This window comes from Rhizobacter sp. OV335, assembly GCF_900142965.1.
In the GTDB taxonomy this organism is placed as follows: Bacteria; Pseudomonadota; Gammaproteobacteria; order Burkholderiales; family Burkholderiaceae_C; genus Rhizobacter.
In genome coordinates this window covers 108,778-130,420 of the sequence record NZ_FRCQ01000015.1, presented here as the reverse complement: position 1 = coordinate 130,420, position 21,643 = coordinate 108,778, and the positions used below count along the sequence as shown (strand labels likewise).

The window sequence follows — 21,643 nt, the reverse complement described above, 5'->3', positions numbered from 1 at the left end:
TTTGTTTTCCTAGGATCGCGCGACGTGCCCGGGCTGTTGGGGCCAATCAATCGACCCCAAGAGCTCACGGCATGGCAAGCAAGTCTCCTTCCGGCAGCGCGCCTGCCATCGAGCAGGTTCCCTCGTCATTCGTTGAGCCACCTGCAGGCTATGTGGCCTGGTTCATCGAGTTGAAGGCGCGCATACAGACGGCGCAGCAGCGGACCGTGGTGGCAGCAAACCAGGAGCTTGTGTCGTTGTACTGGCAGATCGGTCGCGATATTCTTGCTCGCCAAGCCCACCAGGGATGGGGTGCCAAGGTCATCGACCGGCTCGCCCACGATCTGCACAATGCCTTTCCCCAGATGAAGGGCTTCTCACGTGCCAACCTGATGTACATGCGAGCGTTCGCCGACGCTTGGCGTGACGGCCAAATTGTCCAACAGCTTGTTGGACAATTGCCGTGGGGCCACAACCTCGTGCTGCTGAGCAAACTGAAAGACCAACCTACTCGGCTGCGGTACGCGCAGCGTGCCATCGAGCAAGGATGGTCGCGCAACGTCCTGACGATGCAGATCGACGGCAATGCGCTGGCTCGCGAAGGTCAAGCTGTCACCAATTTCGGATCCGCATTGCCGCCCCCTCAGTCCGACTTGGCGCGCCACGCATTGAAAGACCCCTACCTCTTCGATTTTCTGGAGGTCGGCAAGGAGGCGGACGAGCGCTCGATCGAACAGGCCCTTGTCCAGCACATCTCACGCTTCTTGCTGGAACTCGGGGCGGGTTTCGCCTTTGTCGGGCGTCAACTGCATCTTGAAGTGGGTGGCGAGGATTTCTACGTCGACCTGTTGTTCTACCACCTCAAATTGCACAGCTACGTGGTGGTGGAACTGAAGGCCGGCGCCTTCAAGCCCGAGCACGCCGGACAGTTGGGCTTCTATCTTTCGGCGGTTGATGCCCAGTTCAAGTCGGAGCATGACGGACCGACCATTGGCCTTCTGCTGTGCCGCACCAAGAATCGAGTGGTCGCTGAGTACGCTCTGCGCGACTCGAACAGGCCCATCGGGGTGGCCGAGTATCAACTGGTCGAAGCGCTGCCGGCCGATCTGCGGACCAGCCTCCCCAGCGTGGAGCAGATCGAACGTGAACTGGGTGCAGTCGGCGAGGGCGGAAGTGATGCCCCATCCTGGAAATCCTGAAGGACGACGTCTCTTCTGAGGACAATGCTCTCCTCCGCCGCAGCGTTCCTTCGCCCATGAACCACCGTTTCGTCGAAGCCTTCTACTGGGTCGTCACGCTGAAGAGCGTCTCGCGCGCCGCTGAGAAGCTGTTCATCACGCAATCGGCGATGTCCAGCCGCATTGCCGCGTTGGAGGAAGAACTGGGGGTGCTGCTGCTCGACCGGCGCGACAAGCAGTTCCGCCTGACCGTCGGCGGCTTGCGCTTCTTCACGCACGCGCAACGACTGCTCGCGCTGCACCGCGAGATCAAGGCCGAGATGGGCGCCGGGGCCGATGGCGCGCAACGCACCGTCTCGCTGCGCATCGGCGTCATCGAATCGGTGCTGCACTCCTGGCTGATCGACTGGGTGCAGCACATGCGCAGCACCAACCCCGATTTCGCGCTCGAGCTGACGGTGGAAACCACGCCGGTGCTGGTCGACCAGGTGCAGCGCGGTGCACTCGACCTGGCCTTCGCCGCGTTGCCGACCTCCGGCGAGAACCTGCGCAGCCGCGCGCTGCCGCCGATGGAGATGGTGTTCGTCGGCCACAAGGACCTGCACCGCAAGCGCCGCTACGCGCTCGCCGACCTGGCGCAGCTGGAACTGCTGACCTTCCAGCGCGGTTCGCAACCGCACGTGGCCCTGCTCGACCTGTTCCGCGCGGCCGGGCTGGAGCCGCGGCGGGTGCACGCGATCTCGTCGATCTCGGCGATGGTGCAGCTGGTCGAGGGCGGCATCGGCGTCGCGACGCTGCCGCTCGCGGCCGTGCTGCGGCTCGCCGAGCGCCTGCCGATCAAGCCGCTGGCCTGCGAGGTGCCGCTGCTCCCCTTGCCGGTGCATGCGAGCTGGCGCGACGACCCGACCTCGTCGGTCGCGATCGACGTGCTGGACGCCGTGTTCGACTACATCGGCGTGCCGAAGACCGGAGCGAAGGCTCCCCGAAAGCGCACCAAGAATGGGTGAAAACCCCAACTTGGAACATCGAAAAAATCGATGAGCTGAGCGAAAAATTTCTTGTTTGCGGCGACTGCCTGAGGACCACAAAATCCGCCCGAGTCATCAAGCCGTCACGTCGTCAGGGCCTTTGATCCCGAGCGGAAGGCACGTGTGATCGCGGTCGATGAAATTCCTCGCAACTCAATGGAGCCGATGCCATGTTTGCAGAAGAGCAATCACACCTCGTGCCGATGCCCTCGATCCATTCTCTTGAATCCACGGTCGACGGAGCGGCCTCAGGAGCATGCGATTGCCCTTCGCTGCTGGTGTCGCTGCTCGTTGTTGGTGGGCTTCTCGCAGCGAGGCGACGGGAATCTCGATCCTTGAGATCGAGGGCCGATGTACTGAGGTCGGTGGCGGCAGTCATTGCAGGTATTCCGATGGCTGCCCTCGCCGTTGCGCTGCATGCAGGCCCAAATTCGTCGCCGGAGGACTTGGCGGCCAACGCAGAGCGCCAGTGCCATACCCGATAGGCCTGTCAGATCAACTCAGGGGATCGCGATGCAGTACGGATCAGACCAGCAAGGAGCATTTGCCGCAGAAGGCACAGCCTCCTCTTCTGGATACTCGGACCTCATGGCCAGAGCGAAGCGCCGAGCGGATGATGTCAAGTCGCAGTTCTCGGCTGCCCAGCAGGCTCGCGCCGAGATCCGGGCGGCACGCTGGTCGTCACACACCAGCGGCTTGGCCGACGATCACGTGCAGGGCAACCTGGTGATCCTGCCGCAGGACTTGGCCGGCGACTTCTTGCGGTACTGCCAACGAAATCCGAAGCCATGCCCGGTGCTGGCGGTTTCTGAGCCAGGGGACCCGATGCTGCCGACGCTGGGGACCGACATTGATATCCGCACCGATGTTCCGCGCTACCGCGTGTGGCGCCGCGGAGAGCTGGTCGACGAGGTGAGCGATATCGAGGCGCTGTGGCGTGACGACCTGGTCAGCTTCGTGATCGGCTGCTCGTTCTCGTTCGAGCAGGCGCTTCTGGAGGCTGGATTGCCATTGCGCCATGTCGCGCAGAAGCGCAACGTGGCCATGTACCGCACCAACATCGAAACGGAGCCGGCTGGACCTTTCCACGGACCCATGGTGGTGTCGATGCGCCCGTTCCGGGCAGCCGATGCCATCCGAGCGGTACAGGTCACATCGCGATTCCCATCCGTCCACGGCGCACCGGTTCATATCGGAGATCCTCGGCAGATCGGCATTGCCGACCTCGACCGCCCGGACTATGGCGACGCCGTGGAGGTGATGCCCGACGAATTGCCGGTATTCTGGGCCTGCGGTGTCACGCCGCAGGCGGCCATCACCCAGGCCAAGCCCGAATTCAGCATCACGCACGCACCCGGTGCCATGTTGATCACCGATCTGCTCAACGCGCAGCTCGCCAGTTTTTGATGCCTGTCCAAGCCTCCGAGCGCTTGTTGCGCTTGCGGAGCCGCGCATCCCTCTCATGAACCATCCATTTCATCAGGAGCATTCCATGCAGCATTTCGAGAACCGCAGGTCCGTGATTCAGGCGCTGGGCGCCAGTCTGCTGGGCCTGTTCGGCACCGGCGCACGCGCCCAGTCGGCCGACGTGAAGATCGGCGTGATCTACCCGCTGACCGGCCCGGCCGCGTCGACCGGCGCCGAGCTGAAGAACGCGCTGGAGCTGGCCGCCGACATCATCAACAACGGGGCGAAAGGAATTGCCGACCTGCCGTTCGCCGCCGGTGGCGGCCTGCCGAAGCTGAAGGGCGCGAAGATCAAGCTGGTGTTCGCCGACCACCAGGGCAACCCGCAGACCGGCGCGACCGAGGCCGAGCGGCTGATCACGCAGGAAAAGGTCGTCGCGCTCGTCGGCGCCTACAACAGCAACGTCACCGCCACCGCGAGCCAGGTGGCCGAGCGCTATGGCGTGCCCTTCCTGAACCCCGAGTCGTCGTCGGCCTCGCTGACGGCGCGCAACTTCAAGTGGTTCTTCCGCACCACGCCGCACGACGACCTGTTCGTGCACAACTTCTTCGACTTCCTGAAGGAGCTGGAGGCGAAGAAGAACTTCAAGATCGGCGCGATCGCGACCTTCAACGAGAACACGCTGTGGGGCAACGAGACCACCAAGCTGCAGGCGAAGCTGGCCCCCGAGAAGGGCTACAACCTGATCAAGCAGGTCACCTACCCGGCCAAGAGCACGCAGCTCACGTCGGAAGTGCAGACGCTGAAGGCGGCCAACCCGTCGCTGGTGATGCAGTCGTCGTACCTGGGTGACGCGCTGCTGTCGATGAAGACCTACAAGGAACTGGGCTTCTCGCCGGACATGATCCTCGCGAACAACGCCGGCTTCACCGACACCGAGTTCATCAAGACGCTGGGCAAGGATGCCGAGTACGTGATCACGCGCGAGGTGTGGGCGTTGGACCTCGCCACGCGCAACCCGCTGATCAAGCAGGTCAACGACCTGTTCCTCGCGCGCTACAAGGCCAACTTCACCGGCAACTCGTCGCGCACCTTCACCGGGCTGATGGTGCTGGCCGATGCGATCAACCGCGCCGCCTCCACCGAGCCGGAAGCGATCCGCAAGGCCCTGTCGGAAACCGACCTGCGCGCCGAGAATCTGATCATGCCGTGGAAGGGCGTCAAGTTCGACAGCACCGGCCAGAACACGCTGGGCCGCGGCATCCTGGTGCAGATCATCGACGGCAAGTACAACACGGTGTACCCGTTCAACCTGGCGACGCGCGAGGTGACGTGGCCGATGCCGAAGTGGGACCAGCGCAAGTAACCAGGCCCACGGGACGTCCATCATGACCGCAGAAATCCTGCTCCAGACCCTCGCGTCCGGCGTGTTGATCGGCTTGATCTATGCGTTGGTCGCGATCGGCCTCACGATGATCTTCGGCGTGATGGACATCGTGAACTTCGCGCACGGCGAGTTCCTGATGCTCGGCATGTACGCGAGCTTCTGGCTGTTCGCGCTGTTCGCGCTCGACCCGCTGCTGACGCTGCCGCTCACGGTGCTGATGCTGTTCGCGTTCGGCATGCTGCTGTACAAGCTGGTGATCCGCCGTATCACCGACGCGCCGATGCTGAGCCAGATCTTCACCACCTTCGGGCTGATGATCCTGCTGCGCGGCGTCGCGCAGTTCCTGTGGAAGCCCGACTTCCGCTCGATCGAGGGTTCGTGGGTCAGCGGCAGCGTCAAGCTGGCCGGCATCCAGCTCGGCCGGCCGCAGCTGGTGGCCGGGCTCGGCGCGATTGTCGTCACCGCGCTGGTGCACTTCTTCCTGACGCGCACCCGGCTCGGGGCAGCGCTCGAAGCCACCGCCGCCGACAAGGAGGCCGCGCAGTTGATGGGCATCGATTCGCACCGCATGTTCGCGCTCGCCTGGGGCATCGGCGCGGCCTGCGCCGGCGCGGCCGGGGTGCTGCTCGCGACCTTCTTCCCGATCTTCCCGGAGGTCGGCGCCAACTTCATCCTGCTCGCCTTCGTCGTCGTCAACCTCGGCGGCTTCGGCAGCGTGACCGGCGCGTTCTGGGCCGGCATCCTGGTCGGCGTGATCGAGGTGATGGGCGGCTTGCTGCTCGGGCCGCAGTACAAGACCGCCGTCGTGCTGGTGCTGTTCCTCGCGGTGTTGATGTTCCGGCCGCAGGGCCTGATGGGGAAAGCATGAAGCCATCTACGAAGACCCTCGCACTCATGGCGCTGGCGGCCGCCGCCGTCCTGCTGCCGTTCGTCACGCACAGCCCCTCGCACTTGAACCTCGCGATCCTGGTGCTGATGGCCGCGCAGCTCGGCGTCGCGTGGAACTTGCTCGGCGGCTACGCCGGCCAGGTCTCGCTCGGCCACGCGGCGTTCTACGGGCTCGGCGCCTACACCTCGACGCTGCTGCTGCTGAACTTCGGCGTCAACCCGTGGCTCGGCATGCTGCTCGGTGGCGTGGTCGCGGCGCTGCTGAGCCTCGGCTTCGGCTGGTCGTGCTTCCGGCTGAAGGGCCACTACTTCGCGATGGCGACGATCGCGGTCGCCGAGATCGTGCAGATCGTGTTCACCAACTGGGAATACGCCGGCAGCGCGGTCGGCCTGACGATCCCGATGGACCAGCGGGGCTGGGCCACGATGGTGTTCGCCGACAAGGCGCCGTACTACTGGATCGCGCTCGGGCTGCTGACGCTGACGCTGGGGGCCACCTGGGCGGTGGAGCGCAGCCACATCGGCTACTACCTGCGGGCCATCAAGGACGAGCCCGATGCTGCGCGCAGCATCGGCATCGACATCGCGCGCTACAAGCAGGTGGCGCTGTCGCTCAGCGCGTTCTTCACCGCGCTCGGCGGCAGCCTGTACGCGCAGAAGGAGCTGTACATCGACCCGGGCTCGGTGCTGAGCACCGCGCTGTCGATCAAGATGGCGCTGGTGTCCATCCTCGGCGGCGTCGGCACGCTGTTCGGGCCGGTGGTCGGCTCGGTGGTGCTGACGACGATCGAAGAGTTCACGCGCGCCAGCTTCGGCGGCACCGGCCGCGGCACCGACACCATCATCTACGCGGCGCTGATCGTCGGCATCGCGGTGTTCTACCCGAGCGGGCTGATCGGCTGGTTCCGCGAATGGCGGCAGCGGCGCCGCGCCCGCGCGGCCGAAGCCGCCAAGGTGGAGGTGGCGCTGTGAGTCTGCTCGAACTTCAAGGCGTCTCGAAGCGCTTCGGCGGCCTGATGGCCAACCAGGAGGTCTCGTTCAGCGTCGATGCCGGCCAGATCGTCGGGCTGATCGGCCCGAACGGCGCCGGCAAGACGACCGCGTTCAACTGCGTCGCCGGCTTCTACACGCCAAGCGCCGGAGAGATCCGGCTCGACGGCCAACTGATCTCCGGCCTGCCACCCGAAGCCTGCGCGCGAGCCGGCGTCGGCCGCACCTTCCAGGTCGCGCGCACCTTCACCAGCATGACGGCCTGCGAGAACGTGATGGCCGGCGCGCTGATGCGCAAGCGCCGCGTCTCGGCGGCGCGTGCCGAGGCGCTGCAGTGGCTGGCCTTCGTCAACCTCGATCAATTCGCCGACAAGCCCGCCGGCAGCATGACGATCAGCGAGCAGCGCCGCCTGGCGGTGGCGCGCGCGCTGGCCATCGCACCGAAGCTGCTGTTGATGGACGAGGTGATGGCCGGCCTGAACCCGTCGGAGGTGCGCGAGATGGTCAAGGTGGTGCTGAACATCCGCGAGCGCGGCATCGCCTGCCTGATCGTCGAGCACGTGCTCGAAGGCATCATGCCGATCGCCGACAGGATTGTCGTGCTCGACCGTGGCGTGAAGATCGCCGACGGCACGCCGGCCGAGGTCTCGCGCGACCCGCACGTGATCCACGCCTACCTGGGAGACGAGTGATGCTGCAGGTTTCCAACTTGCGCGTCAGCTACGGCGGCGTGCTGGCCTTGTCTGACGTCAGCCTCGAGGTGCCGCAGGGCAGGATCGTCGCGCTGGTCGGCGGCAACGGCAACGGCAAGTCGACCACGCTGCGCGCGATCGCCGGCCTCAACAATGTCGATGCCGGCAGCGTGCGCTTCGATGGCCGTCTGGTGCACGAGCTGCCGGCCCACCGGCGGGTGCCGCTCGGCCTGTCGCTGGTGCCCGAAGGCCGCCGGCTGTTCCCGCGCCTGACGGTGCGGCGCAACCTGGAGCTCGGCGCCTTCACCCGCACCGATGCGCACGAGATGGCGGCCGGCATCGACGAGATGTTCACGCTGTTCCCGATCCTGAAGGAGCGCGAGACGCAACTGGCCGGCACGATGAGCGGCGGCGAGCAGCAGATGCTCGCGATTGCACGCGGCCTGATGGCGAAGCCGAAGCTGCTGATGCTGGACGAGCCGTCGTGGGGCATTGCGCCGAAGTTCGTCGCGAAGGTGCTGGAGGTGATCCAGCGCGTGAACCAGAGCGGCGTGACGATCCTGCTGGTCGAGCAGAATCTGCACAAGGCCTTGTCGATCGCGCACCATGGCTACGTGATCCAGACCGGGCGCATCGTGATGCAGGGCAGTGGCGCCGAGCTGGCGGCCAACGACGACGTCAAGAAGGCCTATCTAGGGTTGTGATGATCCCCGGCACGGGACACAGGAAGGATTCCATGCAAGCTCAAGTTCAAGGCACCGACCGCTGGCAGTTCTGGATCGACCGCGGCGGCACGTTCACCGACGTGGTCGCGAAGCGCCCCGACGGCGTGCTGGTCACCCACAAGCTGCTCAGCGAGAACCCCGAGCAGTACCGCGATGCCGCGGTCGCCGGCATCCGCCACCTGCTCGGCCTGAAGCCGGGTGAGCCGTTTCCGGCCGAGCGCGTCGAGTGCGTGAAGATGGGCACCACGGTGGCCACCAACGCGCTGCTCGAACGCAAGGGCGAGCCGACGCTGCTGGTCACGACCAGGGGCTTTCGCGATGCGCTGCGCATCGCGTATCAAGACCGCCCGCGCATCTTCGATTGCCACATCCAGCTGCCCGAACTCTTGTACAGCCGCGTGATCGAGGCGCGCGAACGCGTCGGCGCGAAGGGCGAGCTGATCGAGGCGCTCGACGAGGCGCAGCTGCAGGTCGACCTGCAGGCCGCCTACGACGCCGGGCTGCGCAGCGTCGCGATCGTCTTCATGCACGGCTACCGCTTCACCGGGCATGAGCTGGCTGCCAAGGCGATCGCTCAGCGCATCGGCTTTCCGCAGATCAGCGTTTCGCACGAGGTCAGCCCGCTGATGAAGCTGGTCGGCCGCGGCGACACCACGGTGGTCGACGCCTACCTGTCGCCGATCCTGCGCCGCTATGTGGAGCAGGTCGCGAGCGAGATGCCGGGCGTGAAGCTGTTCTTCATGCAGTCGTCCGGCGGGCTGACCGATGCACATGCCTTCCAGGGCAAGGACGCGATCCTGTCCGGCCCGGCCGGCGGCATCGTCGGCATGGTGCGCACCGCGCAGCTCGGGCTGTCGCCGCTGGGCTTGCAGCGCGATGACCTGCCGGCCGGGGCGAACGGCAACGCCGCAGCCGTCGACGTGAAGGTGATCGGCTTCGACATGGGCGGCACCTCCACCGACGTGAGCCACTTCGCCGGCGAATTCGAGCGCGCGTTCGAGACGCAGGTGGCCGGCGTGCGCATGCGCGCGCCGATGATGAGCATCCACACGGTCGCAGCCGGCGGCGGCTCGATCCTCAGCTTCGACGGCGCGCGCTTCCGCGCCGGGCCGGAGAGTGCCGGCGCGAACCCGGGCCCGGCCTGCTACCGCCGCGGCGGTCCGCTCGCGGTGACCGATGCGAACGTGATGCTCGGCAAGATCCAGCCGGCGCATTTCCCGAAGGTGTTCGGCCCGAACGCCGACCAGTCGCTCGATCGCGAGGTGGTCGTGCGCAAGTTCACCGAGATGGCGGCCGAGATCGAGCGCGCAACCGGCGTCAAGCGCTCGCCGGAGGAAGTGGCCGAGGGCTTCATCGACATCGCGGTCGGCGCGATGGGCAATGCGATCAAGAAGATCTCGGTGGCGCGCGGCTACGACGTGACGCGCTACGCGCTGCAGTGCTTCGGTGGCGCCGGCGGGCAGCACGCCTGCCGCGTGGCCGATGCGTTGGGCATGAACCGGGTGTTTGCGCACCCGCTGGCCGGCGTGCTGTCGGCTTACGGCATGGGGCTGGCCGACCAGGCGGTGCTGCGCGAGCGAGCCGTGGAACTGCCGCTGGCCGGTGCGATGCCGGCGGTGGCCGAGGTGCTCGATGCGCTGGCCGCCGAGACCGAGGGCGAGCTGAAGCGCCAAGGCACCAGCAGCGCCGCGGTGACGGTGCTGCGCCGCGTGCACGTGCGCTACGAGGGCACCGATTCGGCGCTGGTGGTGCCGTTCGGCACGCCGGAGGCCATCCAGGCCGCCTTCGAGGCCGCGTACCGCCGGCGTTTCGCGTTCCTGATGAGCGAGCGCCGGCTGGTGATCGAGGCGGTGTCGGTCGAGGCGATCGGCGCCGGCGATGCGCCGGTCGAACCGCGCCACGCGCTGGCCGCGAGCGGCGCGGCGCCGGTGCGCGAGACGGTGCAGCTGTTCAGCGGCGGCCGCTGGTGGGATGCGGCGCTGGTGGTGCGCGAGGACGCGCTGCCCGGCCACACCATCGACGGGCCGGCCGTCATCGCCGAGAAGACCGCGACCACCGTCGTCGAGCCCGGCTGGCGCGCGCGCGTCACCGCCTACGACCACCTGCTGCTCGACCGCGTGCAGCCGCGCGAGGCGAGGCGCGCGATCGGCACCACGGTGGATCCGGTGATGCTGGAGGTGTTCAACAACCTGTTCATGAACATCGCCGAGCAGATGGGGCTGCAGCTGCAGAACACCGCGTACTCGGTGAACATCAAGGAGCGGCTCGACTTCAGCTGCGCGCTGTTCGATGCCGACGGCAACCTGATCGCCAACGCGCCGCACATGCCGGTGCACCTGGGCTCGATGAGCGAGTCGATCAAGACAGTGATCCAGGGAAATGCCGGGCGCATGCAGCCCGGCGATGTCTTCGTGCTGAACGACCCGTACCACGGCGGCACGCACCTGCCCGACGTGACGGTGGTGACGCCCGTCTACCAAGGCGACGTGGCCGGCGAGAAGCCGCTGTTCTACGTCGGCTCGCGCGGCCACCATGCCGACATCGGCGGCATCACGCCGGGCTCGATGCCGCCGTTCTCGACGCGCATCGAAGAAGAGGGCGTGCAGATCGACAACGTCAAGCTGGTCGAGGCCGGCGTGCTGCGCGAGGCCGAGATGCTGGCGCTGCTGAAGAGCGGCGCGCACCCCTCGCGCAACCCGCAGCAGAACATCGCCGACCTGAAGGCGCAGATCGCAGCCAACGAGAAGGGCGTGCAGGAGCTGCGCAAGATGGTGCAGCAGTTCGGGCTCGACGTGGTGCAGGCCTACATGCGCCATGTGCAGGACAACGCCGAGGAATCGGTGCGCCGCGTGATCACGCGGCTGAAGGACGGCACGTTCACGCTGCCGCTGGACAACGGCGCGCGCATCAGCGTGGCCATCCGGGTGAACGAGCAGGCGCGCAGCGCGGTGATCGACTTCACCGGCACCTCGGCCCAGCTGACGAACAACTTCAACGCGCCGCGCGCGGTCTGCATGGCCGCGGTGCTGTACGTGTTCCGCACGCTGGTCAACGACGACATCCCGCTGAACGCCGGCTGCTTGAAGCCGCTGCAGGTGATCATTCCCGAGGGCTCGATGCTGAACCCGAACCCGCCGGCCTCGGTGGTGGCGGGTAACGTCGAGACTTCGACCTGCATCACCAACGCGCTGTACGGCGCGCTCGGCGTGATGGCGGCCGGCCAGTGCACGATGAACAACTTCACCTTCGGCAACGCGACCTACCAGTACTACGAGACGATCTCGGGCGGTTCGGGCGCCGGGCCGGATTTCGACGGCACCTCGGTCGTGCAGACGCACATGACGAACTCGCGGCTCACCGACCCGGAGGTGCTCGAGTTCCGCTTCCCGGTGCGGCTGGACAGCTACGAGATCCGCCCCGGCTCGGGCGGTGCCGGGCGCCACCGCGGCGGCGACGGCGGCGTGCGGCGCGTGCGCTTCCTCGAGCCGATGACGGCCTCGATCCTGTCGAACGGGCGGCATGCCGGCGCGTTCGGCATGGCCGGCGGCTCGGCCGGCCGGCCGGGCATCAACCGGGTCGAGCGGGCCGACGGGCAGGTCGAGACGCTGGACCACATCGGCTCGGTGCCGATGGGGCCGGGCGACGTGTTCGTGATCGAAACGCCGGGCGGTGGGGGCTACGGGGCCGCCTGAGGGCAAGATGCAAACGATGTCAGTACAGATGGACCGGTGTGACCGGGTCGGGAAGGGCGTGAACGCTCCCTACACTTCGCACCGCTCGGCCTATCCCTCCCTCCGGCCGAGCAGTCCGGCCCTCTCCTCCCTTCGGCCGGACCTTCGGGCCCGCTGCTGCAACAGTCCCCCCCTTGCCGGCGGGCCCATTCTTTTTTCTCCCCCTCGATGTTCTTGCTGAAGCTGGCACTGGTCTGCGCGGTCGTGCTGGCCGCGAGCTTCGCCGCGAAGCGCTTCGGCCATGGGGTCGCGGGCACCTTGTCGGGGTTGCCGATGATTGCCGGGCCGATCATGGGTTTCGTGCTGCTGCAGGCGCCGCTGTCGCAGGCGCATGCGATCGCGGTGGCGACCCTGGTCGCCTACCCGGCGATGGTGTCGCACATGGTGGCGTTCGCGCATGCCGTGCGGCGCTGGCCGTGGTGGGTGTCGCTGATCGCGGCGAATGCGGTGTTCCTCGCGGTCGGCAGTTTGCTGGTGTGGATCGAGTTGCCGCTGCCGGCCGCCTGCGTGCTGGCCGCGCTCGCGCCGTGGGCCGGGCTGCGACTGATGCCGACGCACCGCCGCGAGCGCACGGTGCTGCACATCCCGCCGATCGAACTGGCGTTGCGCGTGGCGGCGGCCGCGGCGCTGGCGGCCGCGATCATGGGCGGCGCCCCGGTGTTCCCGGCAGCGCTCAGCGGGCTGCTGCTCGCGCTGCCGATCACCGGCAACGTGTTGCCGTGCTTCACGCGGGTGCGGCATGGGGCCGACGCGACGATCGAGCTGCTGGCCGGCTTCGTGCGCGGCATGGTCGGCTTCGGCGCGTTCTTCATCGTGCTCGCGCTGGCGCTGCCGGCGCTCGGGGCCGGCCTGTCTTATGCGGCGGCGTGGGGGCTGGTGCTGGTGGTTGCGTGGGGGCTGCAGCGGCGCCGCAGCACGCTGACGGTGCCGCCTGCCGCGCCCGATTGACGCTGCAAACCTCGCCCTGAGGGCACCGGGCGTTACACCGCGTCGGGCCGACCCGCGTTGACACCGCCCCGCCGGCGCTGTAAAAAGAGCGCATGTTCTACATGATGTAAAAATAGAACATACGTTCAAAGACAAGGTGCAGCGCAGGCCACGCAGCCACCGCATGTGCCGGGCAGGAGACAAGCATGACCCGTTCATTCCGAGCCGGTGCGCCGCGGTGCGCCTCGCTGATTGGTGCGCTGTTGCTGGCAGCCTGTGGTGGCGGTGGCAACGACCCCGCGCCGACGCCATCGACTGCCGACGCCGCCGCGCCGCCCACCGAGCGCACCGCCGCGGTGGCCGCACCCGGCGCCGGCCAGTGGACGCCGCTGATCCCGCTGTCGATGGTGACGCCATCGGCCGCGCTGCTGCCGAACGGCAAGGTGATGCTGTGGGCCTCGTCCGACCGCTTCACCGACGGCGCGCCCAGCGGCCAGACCTACACGACGCTGTTCGACCCGGCCACGCAGACCGCCGGCGAGACGCTGGTCACGCAGACCGGCCACGACATGTTCTGCACCGGCACGACCAACCTGCCGGACGGGCGCATCCTCGTCAACGGCGGCAAGGACAGCGCCAAGACCACCATCTACGACCCGGTGGCCAACGCCTGGAGCACCGGCGCGACGATGACGATCCCGCGTGGCTACAACGCCAACACCATCCTCGCCGACGGCTCGGTCTTCACGCTCGGCGGCTCGTGGAGCGGCGGGCGCGGCAACAAGCACGGCGAGCGCTGGACCGCCGCCGGCGGCTGGGCGCGGCTCAACGGCGTGCCGGTGGATGCAGCGCTCGGCAACGACCCCGATTTCGCGTTCCGCGCCGACAACCACATGTGGCTGTTCCCCGCGCCGAACGGCAAGGTGCTGCACGCCGGCCCGGCCGCCAACATGAACTGGATCGACACCCAGGCGAACGGTGGCACCGGCAGCATCACCCCCGCCGGCACGCGCGGCGACGATGCGTACAGCCAGAGCGGCAACGCGGTGATGTACGACATCGGGAAGATCCTGAAGGTCGGCGGCGCGCCGGCCTACGAAGGGCAGAACGCCAACAACCGCGCCTACGTGATCGACGTGAACGCCGGCGTCTCGGTGCGCAAGGTCGCGCCGATGGCGTACTCGCGCATCTTCAGCAACGGCGTCGTGCTGCCTAACGGGCAGGTGCTGGTGATTGGCGGCCACAGCTTCGGCCACCCGTGGTCCGACGACAACTCGGCGCTGGTGCCCGAGCTGTGGAACCCGGCCACCGAAACCTTCGTGCCGCTGCCGCCGATCGGCGTGCCGCGCAACTACCACAGCATCGCGCTGCTGCTGCCCGACGCCCGCGTGCTGACGGCCGGCAGCGGCCTGTGCGGCAGCTGCTCGACCAACCATGCGAACGCGCAGATCCTGACGCCGCATTACCTGCTGAACGACGACGGCACCGCCGCGACCCGCCCGGCGATCGGCACCGCACCGGCCACCGCGACGCAGGGCACCAACATCGCGGTGACGACAAACGCCGCGATCGCGCAGTTCTCGCTGGTGCGCGTGGGCTCGACCACGCACACCGTCAACAACGACCAGCGCCGCATCCCGCTGCAGTTCACGACCACCGGCACCAACGCGTACTCGCTCGCGCTGCCGTCGAACCCCGGCGTGCTGCTGCCCGGCTACTACATGCTGTTCGCGATGAACGCGGCCGGCACGCCGTCGGTCTCGAAGATGATCCGCATCGGCAGCGACGCCGCGCCGAAGCTGGTGAACCCCGGCACGCAGAGCAGCATCAGCGGCAGCGCGGTGAGCCTGGCGCTGGCCGCCACCACGCCGACCGGCACGCTGACCTGGTCGGCCACCGGGCTGCCGCCGGGCCTGTCGCTCAACACCACCACCGGCGCGATCACCGGCACGCCGACCACGGTGGGCCAGTACGTCGTCACGGTCAGCACGCGCAACGACGTGGCAGCCAGCAGCACGATGCTCGCGTGGAACGTCACGCCGGTGCTCGGCGCGACGGTGCAGTACGTGATGCTGGAGGCGGTGTCGGAGCAGGGCGGCAACGCCTGGACCTCGATGGCCGAGTTCAACCTGCTCGACCGGGCCGGCGCGGTGATCCCGCGCACCGGCTGGGCGGTGCAGGTCGACAGCCAGGAGGCGGCAAGCGGGCAGAACTCCGGCGCCGCCGCGATCGACGGCGATGCCGCAACCTTCTGGCACACCAAGTACACCGGCGGCAACGCGCCGCTGCCGCACCGCTTCATCGTCAACCTCGGCGCGGCGCGTGGCATCGGCGGCTTCAAGTACCTGCCGCGGCCGGTCGCGGGCGGGTTGAACGGCATCATCGCCGGCTACAACTTCTACATCGGCAACGACGGCGTCAACTGGTCGCTGCTGAAGAGCGGCAACTTCAACGACTTCCCGGACCGCAGTTCGGAGAAGACGGTGACGGTCGACCGCGCACCGTCCATCGCGCCGATCGCGAACCGCAACAACCTGGTCGGCCAGGCGGTGTCGTTCGGCGTCAGCGCCGGCGATCCGGATGGCGATGCGCTCACGTACTCGGCCACCGGACTGCCGAACGGCCTGTCGATCAACGCGACGAGCGGGCTGATCAGCGGCAGCGTGACCACCGTCGGCAACTTCGCGGTGACGGTCGGCGTCAACGACGGACACGGCGGCACCGCGAGCGCGGCGTTCGGCTGGAACGTCAGCGCGGCGGCCTTCGTGATCGACCCGGTCGCCGCGGCGCCGGTGGCGTCGGGCGGCAGCGTGAGCTTCAACGTCGCGTCGAACGGCGGCAGCGGCACGCGCTACCGCTGGACCTTCGGCGACGGCACGGCGCAGACGGCGTACTCCACCGCGACGTCGATCGCCCACACCTACGCCTCGCCGGGCCTGTACAACGTGACGGTCGAGGCGATCGACGCGAACAACGTCGTGACCTCGCGCACCTTCAAGCAGGCTGTCTATGCGGCGGCGACCGCGGCACGCCCGACCTCGTCGTCGGCGATCGCGCTGGAGCCCACCGCGACGCCGCGCGTGTGGCTGGTCAACCAGGACAACGACAGCGTCAGCGTCTTCAACGGCAGCACGAATGCGCGGGTCGCCGAGATCGCGGTCGGCACGCGGCCGCGCAGCGTGGCGCGTGCCCCCGACGGCCGCATGTGGGTCGTCAACAAGGGCGACGCGACGATCAGCATCGTCAACGCAAGCACGCTGGCGGTCGCGCAGACGCTGGCCTTGCCGCGCGCGTCGCAGCCGTTCGGGCTGGCGTTCGCGCCGGATGGCAGCGCGGCCTATGTTGCGCTGGAGGGCACCGGCCAGTTGCTGAAGCTGAACGTGTCGACCGGCGCGACGCTCGGCAGCGTGGCGGTCGGCGCGAACCCGCGGCATGTGGCGGTCACGGCGGCGAGCGACCGCGTGCTGGTGTCGCGCTTCATCTCGCCGGCGCTGCCGGGCGAGGGCACGGCCGCCGTGCAGACGGCCGTGAGCGGTGTCAAGAAGGGCGGCGAGGTGGTCGTCGTGACGGCAGCGCTGGTGGTGGAGCGCACCGTCGTGCTGCAGCACAGCGACAAGCCCGACAGCCTGCTGCAGGGCCGGGGCATCCCGAACTACCTGGCGCCGGCGGTGATCTCGCCGGACGGCGCGAGCGCGTGGGTGCCGGCCAAGCAGGACAACCTGCTGCGCGGCACGCTGCGCGACGGCAACAACCTCGACTTCCAGAACACGGTGCGCGCGATCAGCTCGCGCATCGACCTGGTCGGCTGGGCGGAGGACTACGCGGCGCGCATCGACCACGACAACTCCGGCGTCGGCAGCGGCGCGGCGTTCCACCCGACCGGGGCCTACCTGTTCGTCGCACTGGAGACCAGTCGCGAGGTGGCGGTGGTCGACCCGGTCGGCAAGGCCGAGATCTACCGCTTCCCGGTCGGGCGCGCGCCGCAGGCGGTGGCGGTGTCGGCCGACGGGCTGAAGCTGTACGTCAACAACTTCATGGACCGCACGCTCGGGGTGTATGACCTGGCGCGCCTCGTGAACTTCGGCGAGCTGAACCTGCCGCTGCTGGCGAATGCCGGCGCCGTCGGCACCGAGAAGCTCGCGGCCACCGTGCTGACGGGCAAGAAGCTGTTCTACGACGCAGCCGACACGCGGCTGGCGCGCGATGCCTACATGAGCTGCGCGTCGTGCCACAACGACGGCGGGCAGGACGGCCGCACCTGGGACTTCACCGGCCTGGGCGAAGGCCTGCGCAACACCATCTCGCTGCGCGGGCATGCCGGCGCGCAGGGCAACCAGCACTGGACCGGCAACTTCGACGAGATCCAGGATTTCGAAGGCCAGATCCGCAACTTCGCGCTCGGCACCGGGCTGATGAGCGATGCGCAGTTCAACACCGGCACGCGCTCGCAGCCGCTGGGCGACCGCAAGGCGGGCATCAGCGCCGACCTGGATGCGCTGGCGGCGTACGTCGCGTCGTTGAAGACCAGCGATGCGAGCCCGTACCGCAACGTGAACGGCACGCTGACGGCCGATGCCGTGGCGGGCCAGGCGCTGTTCCGCGGCGCGGGCGGTTGCCTCGCCTGCCACGGCGGCACCGACGTGACCGACAGTGCCGGCGGCGTGCTGCGCAACGTCGGCACGATCAAGGCGTCGTCGGGCAAGCGGCTCGGGCAGACGCTGACCGGGCTGGACACGCCGACGCTGAAGGGCGCGTGGGGGACAGGGCCGTACCTGCACGACGGCTCGGCGGCGACGCTGCTGGACGTGCTGACCACTGCCAATGCGGCCAACCAGCACGGCGCGGCGGGCAGCCTGACGGCGACGCAGCGCACCCAGCTGGTGGCCTACCTGCAGCAGATCGACGACAGCAACGATGCGATCAGCGCGGCGACGATCGGTGGCTTGTCGGTGCTGGACACGGCGAACGCGGTGGACTGGTCGGTGCAGGCCAACCTGCAGGCGAGCGCGCTGCAGTTCGGTGATCGCACCTTCACGATCACCGGGTTGCCGACGGTGCTGTCGGGTTCTCCCTGGTTGCGCACCGCCAACGATTCGAAGACCTTCACCGGCAATCCGACGGTGAGCTTCACGCTGAACCAGCCGGCGGACGTGTACCTGACGGTCGACGACCGCTTCACCGGCGCGTTGGCGTGGATGGCGGGCTGGTCGAACACCGGGCTGAAGATGACGACCGACGAGGGCGGAACGGCGCGCAGCTTCAGCGTGTGGACGAAGAGCTTCCCGGCCGGGACGGTGAACCTGGGGCCGGTGGCGACCGGGGGCAACAGCATGTACAGCGTGGTGGTGCGGTAGGGATGAATCAAGTCGGAGAGGCGCGATGACCGCACACCCCCCGTTCGGACTGAGCCTGTCGAAGGCCCGGTACCCGAACAGGTGGTGGATGGTGATGCTCGCCCTGTGGCCCGCGATCGCCGCAACCGAGCCGGGGCCGAACCTCGGCCGCCAGCTGTACCGCGGCGAGGTCGCGCTGCCAGGCACGATCAGCGGCCATGCGCAACCCCTGCCACCGGTCGCGACGCGCTGCACCAACTGCCACTCCCGCGACAGCGCCGCGCAGGCCGCGTCGGGCGCCGCCTCGTTCGCGCCGCTGCTGACGCGCGATCGCCTGCTGGGCCCCATCGCGCGCCGCGGCGGGCCGCCATCGCGCTACGACGAGGCCTCCTTCTGCCGCCTGCTGCGCAGCGGCATCGACCCGGCCATCATGCTGATCCCGCGCCAGATGCCGCGCTATGCGATCGACGATGCGCAGTGCAAGGCGCTGTGGACCTGGCTGATCGATGGAGGAGAGACATGATGACGACGCGGCGCGAATGGCTTGTCGGCGCGGCCGCCTGCGGACTGCTGTTGCACGAGGCGAGGGCGCACAGCGCCTTCGGCCCGGTGCAACCGGCGTTGTCCGCACCGGATCTCGCAGTGCAGGACATGGCCGGCAAATCGGTGCCGCTTTCCTCGCTGCTCACGGGCCAGGTCACGGCCGTGCAGCTGATGTTCACCGGCTGCAGCGCCACCTGCCCGATCCAGGGCGCGGTGTTCGCCGACGCGCAGGCGCGGCTCGCGAAGGAGAACGCGGGGCTGCGCCTGCTGTCGCTGTCGATCGACCCGCTGGGCGACGACCTGCCGGCGATGCGGGCCTGGCTTGCGAAGTTCGGCGCGCAGTCCACGCGCTGGGCGGCTGCGTTGCCGAAGCTGAAGGATGTCGACCCATTGCTCGACTTCCTGCGCGGCCGCGCGCCGGGCATCGACCGGCACACCGCGCAGGCCTTCGTGTTCGACCGGCAGGCGCGGCTGGTTTATCGCACCGAGGACATGCCGCAGCCGGAGGAGTTGGTGAAGCTGATGCAGAGGGTGGCCGTTCGGGCGTGAGGAAAAGGCCCGTTCGGGTCGAGCGAAAAGTCCCGTTCGGGCTGAGCTCGTCGAAGCCCTGTCCGCGTGTCTCCGTTCGGGCTGAGCCTGTCGAAGCCTGCAACCAGCGCTTCGACAGGCTCAGCCCGAACGGTGCGTGTGCGGCGACCCTTCGACAGGCTCAGGGCGAACGGTGCTGCGCGCTCAGGCCGGCGCGAGCTTCCCCAGATACCCCCGCACGCTCGCATGCGTGCACAGCTCCCCCATCGTCGTCGCATGCATCAGGCGGCTGACCCGGCTCTCGTCCTTGTGCACGAAGATGTAGCGCTCGCAGATGTCGGCCAGGATCTCCATGTGCACCGGCTCGTTCGGGTGCAGACACAGGAACACCAGCTTGCCCTGGCCGCGCAGCTTGCGGAAGAACTCCAGCATGAAGCCGATGTAGCCGTCCTGCGTGTTGAACTGCGGCTCGTCGAACAGGTGCACCACCGCGCGGTCCGCGCCGGCGTGCTCCAGCATGAAGTTCGGCCGGTCGCGCTTGAATGAGCGCACCTGGTAGGACTGGTGGTAGTGCAGCGCCAGCCGGTCGCGCTCGCGGTAGCGCACCTTGTGGATGTCCTGCCCGGCCACCATCACCCGCCCGCCGCTCGGCGCGTTGCCGCCGGTGATCAGCTCGAACATCGTCGTCTTGCCGGCGCCGTTGGCGCCCATCACGCCGATGATGCCGGGGCCGTCGACCTGGAAATCGGCCTCCAGCGAAAACGTCGTCTGCCGGTTCGGCCAGCCGCGCCGGTACTGCTTGCGCAAGCCGTCGACATGAAGAATCGGTACGCCCATCTCGTCAGACTCCCAACAGCTTGCGTTGCAGTGCCGCATCGCCGCGCAGCGCCGCGGCGCTGCCCTCGTGCACGATGCGGCCCTGGTGCATCACGTACGCGCGGTCCGACACCGCCAGCGCACTCTCGACGTTCTGCTCCACCAGCAGCACCGCCACCCCCTCGCGCTTCAGCCGCATGACGGTCGCCATCACGTCCTGCACCACCTTCGGCGCCAGACCCTGGCTCGGCTCGTCGAACAGCACCAGCCCCGGCGAGCCGATCAGCGCGCGCGAGATCGCGACCATCTGCATCTCGCCACCCGACAGGTTTTCGCACTCGCGGCCCATCAAATACTCCATCGCCGAGAAGATCTCGAAGCACTCCTTCTCGCTCCACGCCCGGAAACGCGTCTTCTTGCGCGCGATCGCCAGGTTGCGCGCCACCGTCAGCGTCGGGAAGATGCGCCGGTCGTCCGGCACCCAGCCGATGCCCATGCCGGCGATGCGGTGCGTCGGCACCTGCGTGATGTCGACACCGTCGAAGCGCACGCTGCCGCGCTTCGGCGGCGTGAGCCCGAGGATCGAGCGCAGCGTCGTCGTCTTGCCGGCACCGTTCGGCCCGAGCAGCGACACCACCTCGCCCGGCGCGATGCTCAGCGACACGCCGAACAGCGCCTGCGTCTCGGCGTAGAAGGTCTCGATGCCGTTGATCTCGAGGATCGCCGGCTGCGGTTTCAACACGGCGCTCATGACAAGGTCCCCAGGTTCGAGCGTTGCACCCACGGGTTGTCGCGCAGCTGCGCCGGCGTGCCCTCGGCGATCACCTGGCCCCAGTGGATCACGTTGATCTTGTCGGCCAGGCTGAACAGGAAGCGCATGTCGTGCTCGATGATCACGATGGTCAGCTCGCGCTTCAGCTGTGCGATCAGCTCGGCCACGCGCGCGGTGCCTTCGGCGCCGAGGCCGGCGGTCGGCTCGTCGAGGAACAGCAGCCGCGGGTCGGTCGCGAGTGCCACGCCGATCTCCAGCGCGCGCCGCTCGCCATACGACAACGCGCCGGCCATCGACGAGGCCTTGGCCGCGAGCCCGACCCGGTCGAGCACCGCCAGCGCCAGCTCGCGCCCGCGGCTGAAGCGGCCGAGGTCGCGCCACATCGACAGGCCTTGCTCGCGCACCGCCGGCAGCGCGATCAGCACGTTGTCGATCGTGGTCTCGTCGTCGAACAGGTTCATGATCTGGAACGAGCGCGACAGCCCGCGCCGCGCGATCTGCCGCGGCGACAGGCCGGTGATGTCCTCGCCGGCGAAGCGCACGCTGCCGCGGTCGGGCGTGTAGCGGCCGGTCAGCACGTTGAAGCAGGTCGTCTTGCCGGCACCGTTGGGACCCATGATCCCGGTGAGCTGCTTCTCCTCGAACGACAGCGTGATGCTTTCCAGCACCACCTGGTCGCCGAAGCGCTTGTGCAGTTGATGGGCTTCGAACAGGGCCAC

General features: G+C 68.2%; 16 protein-coding genes. 13 read left to right on the top strand and 3 right to left on the bottom strand.

Annotated elements, in window-relative coordinates:
* Nucleotides 1–71: 71 nt before the first annotated feature.
* The 13 genes from BUE42_RS17110 (at nucleotide 72) to BUE42_RS17050 (ending at nucleotide 19,357) form a co-directional block, all read left to right on the top strand.
* Complete coding sequence (locus tag BUE42_RS17110) at nucleotides 72–1,178, top strand: PDDEXK nuclease domain-containing protein (RefSeq protein ID WP_073466377.1); 1,107 nt, start codon at nucleotides 72–74, stop codon at nucleotides 1,176–1,178.
* A gap of 56 nt (nucleotides 1,179–1,234) precedes the next feature.
* A complete protein-coding gene (locus BUE42_RS17105; protein WP_073466375.1) occupies nucleotides 1,235–2,164 on the top strand; it encodes a LysR family transcriptional regulator in 930 nt (309 codons plus the stop codon).
* A gap of 609 nt (nucleotides 2,165–2,773) precedes the next feature.
* Entirely contained in the window at nucleotides 2,774–3,592 is an 819-nt protein-coding gene (locus BUE42_RS17100) for a putative hydro-lyase (protein WP_073466374.1), read from the top strand.
* Between the two features lie 85 nt (nucleotides 3,593–3,677).
* A complete protein-coding gene (locus tag BUE42_RS17095) occupies nucleotides 3,678–4,958 on the top strand; it encodes an ABC transporter substrate-binding protein (RefSeq protein WP_073466371.1) in 1,281 nt (426 codons plus the stop codon).
* Between the two features lie 22 nt (nucleotides 4,959–4,980).
* On the top strand, nucleotides 4,981–5,847 hold the full coding sequence (locus BUE42_RS17090) for a branched-chain amino acid ABC transporter permease (RefSeq protein ID WP_073466369.1): 867 nt from the start codon (nucleotides 4,981–4,983) through the stop codon (nucleotides 5,845–5,847).
* Nucleotides 5,844–6,839 (top strand): branched-chain amino acid ABC transporter permease, encoded by a 996-nt coding sequence (locus BUE42_RS17085; RefSeq protein WP_073466368.1) that lies wholly within the window; start codon nucleotides 5,844–5,846, stop codon nucleotides 6,837–6,839. The genes BUE42_RS17090 and BUE42_RS17085 overlap by 4 nt, the downstream gene beginning before the upstream one ends.
* Nucleotides 6,836–7,549, top strand: coding sequence for an ABC transporter ATP-binding protein (locus tag BUE42_RS17080; protein WP_073466433.1), 714 nt, complete (start codon nucleotides 6,836–6,838; stop codon nucleotides 7,547–7,549). The genes BUE42_RS17085 and BUE42_RS17080 overlap by 4 nt, the downstream gene beginning before the upstream one ends.
* Nucleotides 7,549–8,253 carry an ABC transporter ATP-binding protein gene (locus tag BUE42_RS17075; protein ID WP_073466366.1) on the top strand — a complete coding sequence of 235 codons (705 nt, stop codon included), beginning with the start codon at nucleotides 7,549–7,551 and terminating at the stop codon, nucleotides 8,251–8,253. The genes BUE42_RS17080 and BUE42_RS17075 overlap by 1 nt, the downstream gene beginning before the upstream one ends.
* Nucleotides 8,254–8,285: 32 nt before the next feature.
* A complete protein-coding gene (locus BUE42_RS17070; protein WP_073466364.1) occupies nucleotides 8,286–11,966 on the top strand; it encodes a hydantoinase B/oxoprolinase family protein in 3,681 nt (1,226 codons plus the stop codon).
* Between the two features lie 207 nt (nucleotides 11,967–12,173).
* Nucleotides 12,174–12,953, top strand: coding sequence for a hypothetical protein (locus BUE42_RS17065; protein WP_073466362.1), 780 nt, complete (start codon nucleotides 12,174–12,176; stop codon nucleotides 12,951–12,953).
* 185 nt (nucleotides 12,954–13,138) lie between these two features.
* Nucleotides 13,139–18,286, top strand: coding sequence for a putative Ig domain-containing protein (locus BUE42_RS17060; RefSeq protein ID WP_083614214.1), 5,148 nt, complete (start codon nucleotides 13,139–13,141; stop codon nucleotides 18,284–18,286).
* A gap of 25 nt (nucleotides 18,287–18,311) precedes the next feature.
* The gene (locus tag BUE42_RS17055; RefSeq protein WP_083614213.1) at nucleotides 18,312–18,788 is read left to right on the top strand and encodes a hypothetical protein; all 477 of its coding nucleotides are present in this window, start codon (nucleotides 18,312–18,314) and stop codon (nucleotides 18,786–18,788) included.
* Nucleotides 18,788–19,357 carry an SCO family protein gene (locus BUE42_RS17050; RefSeq protein WP_159445437.1) on the top strand — a complete coding sequence of 190 codons (570 nt, stop codon included), beginning with the start codon at nucleotides 18,788–18,790 and terminating at the stop codon, nucleotides 19,355–19,357. Before BUE42_RS17055 ends, BUE42_RS17050 begins: the two co-directional genes overlap by 1 nt.
* Before the next feature lie 183 nt (nucleotides 19,358–19,540).
* Here the strand turns inward: BUE42_RS17050 and BUE42_RS17045 are convergent, their stop codons facing one another.
* The 3 genes from BUE42_RS17045 to BUE42_RS17035 are packed head-to-tail and all read right to left on the bottom strand — an operon-like array spanning nucleotide 19,541 to nucleotide 21,643.
* Nucleotides 19,541–20,173 (bottom strand): ATP-binding cassette domain-containing protein, encoded by a 633-nt coding sequence (locus tag BUE42_RS17045; protein ID WP_073466358.1) that lies wholly within the window; start codon nucleotides 20,171–20,173, stop codon nucleotides 19,541–19,543.
* A gap of 4 nt (nucleotides 20,174–20,177) precedes the next feature.
* Nucleotides 20,178–20,903 (bottom strand): ABC transporter ATP-binding protein, encoded by a 726-nt coding sequence (locus BUE42_RS17040; RefSeq protein WP_073466357.1) that lies wholly within the window; start codon nucleotides 20,901–20,903, stop codon nucleotides 20,178–20,180.
* The gene (locus BUE42_RS17035) at nucleotides 20,900–21,643 is read right to left on the bottom strand and encodes an ABC transporter ATP-binding protein (RefSeq protein WP_073466355.1); all 744 of its coding nucleotides are present in this window, start codon (nucleotides 21,641–21,643) and stop codon (nucleotides 20,900–20,902) included. The genes BUE42_RS17040 and BUE42_RS17035 overlap by 4 nt, the downstream gene beginning before the upstream one ends.

Excerpts from the sequence above, each read along its gene's own strand:
- BUE42_RS17110 (WP_073466377.1), top strand. The coding sequence starts at position 72 with ATGGCAAGCAAGTCTCCTTCCGGCAGCGCGCCTGCCATCGAGCAGGTT.
- BUE42_RS17105 (WP_073466375.1), top strand. The coding sequence starts at position 1,235 with ATGAACCACCGTTTCGTCGAAGCCTTCTACTGGGTCGTCACGCTGAAG.
- BUE42_RS17100 (WP_073466374.1), top strand. The coding sequence starts at position 2,774 with ATGGCCAGAGCGAAGCGCCGAGCGGATGATGTCAAGTCGCAGTTCTCG.
- BUE42_RS17095 (WP_073466371.1), top strand. The coding sequence starts at position 3,678 with ATGCAGCATTTCGAGAACCGCAGGTCCGTGATTCAGGCGCTGGGCGCC.
- BUE42_RS17090 (WP_073466369.1), top strand. The coding sequence starts at position 4,981 with ATGACCGCAGAAATCCTGCTCCAGACCCTCGCGTCCGGCGTGTTGATC.
- BUE42_RS17085 (WP_073466368.1), top strand. The coding sequence starts at position 5,844 with ATGAAGCCATCTACGAAGACCCTCGCACTCATGGCGCTGGCGGCCGCC.
- BUE42_RS17075 (WP_073466366.1), top strand. The coding sequence starts at position 7,549 with ATGCTGCAGGTTTCCAACTTGCGCGTCAGCTACGGCGGCGTGCTGGCC.
- BUE42_RS17070 (WP_073466364.1), top strand. The coding sequence starts at position 8,286 with ATGCAAGCTCAAGTTCAAGGCACCGACCGCTGGCAGTTCTGGATCGAC.
- BUE42_RS17065 (WP_073466362.1), top strand. The coding sequence starts at position 12,174 with ATGTTCTTGCTGAAGCTGGCACTGGTCTGCGCGGTCGTGCTGGCCGCG.
- BUE42_RS17060 (WP_083614214.1), top strand. The coding sequence starts at position 13,139 with ATGACCCGTTCATTCCGAGCCGGTGCGCCGCGGTGCGCCTCGCTGATT.
- BUE42_RS17055 (WP_083614213.1), top strand. The coding sequence starts at position 18,312 with ATGACCGCACACCCCCCGTTCGGACTGAGCCTGTCGAAGGCCCGGTAC.
- BUE42_RS17050 (WP_159445437.1), top strand. The coding sequence starts at position 18,788 with ATGACGACGCGGCGCGAATGGCTTGTCGGCGCGGCCGCCTGCGGACTG.
- BUE42_RS17045 (WP_073466358.1), bottom strand. The coding sequence starts at position 20,173 with ATGGGCGTACCGATTCTTCATGTCGACGGCTTGCGCAAGCAGTACCGG.
- BUE42_RS17040 (WP_073466357.1), bottom strand. The coding sequence starts at position 20,903 with ATGAGCGCCGTGTTGAAACCGCAGCCGGCGATCCTCGAGATCAACGGC.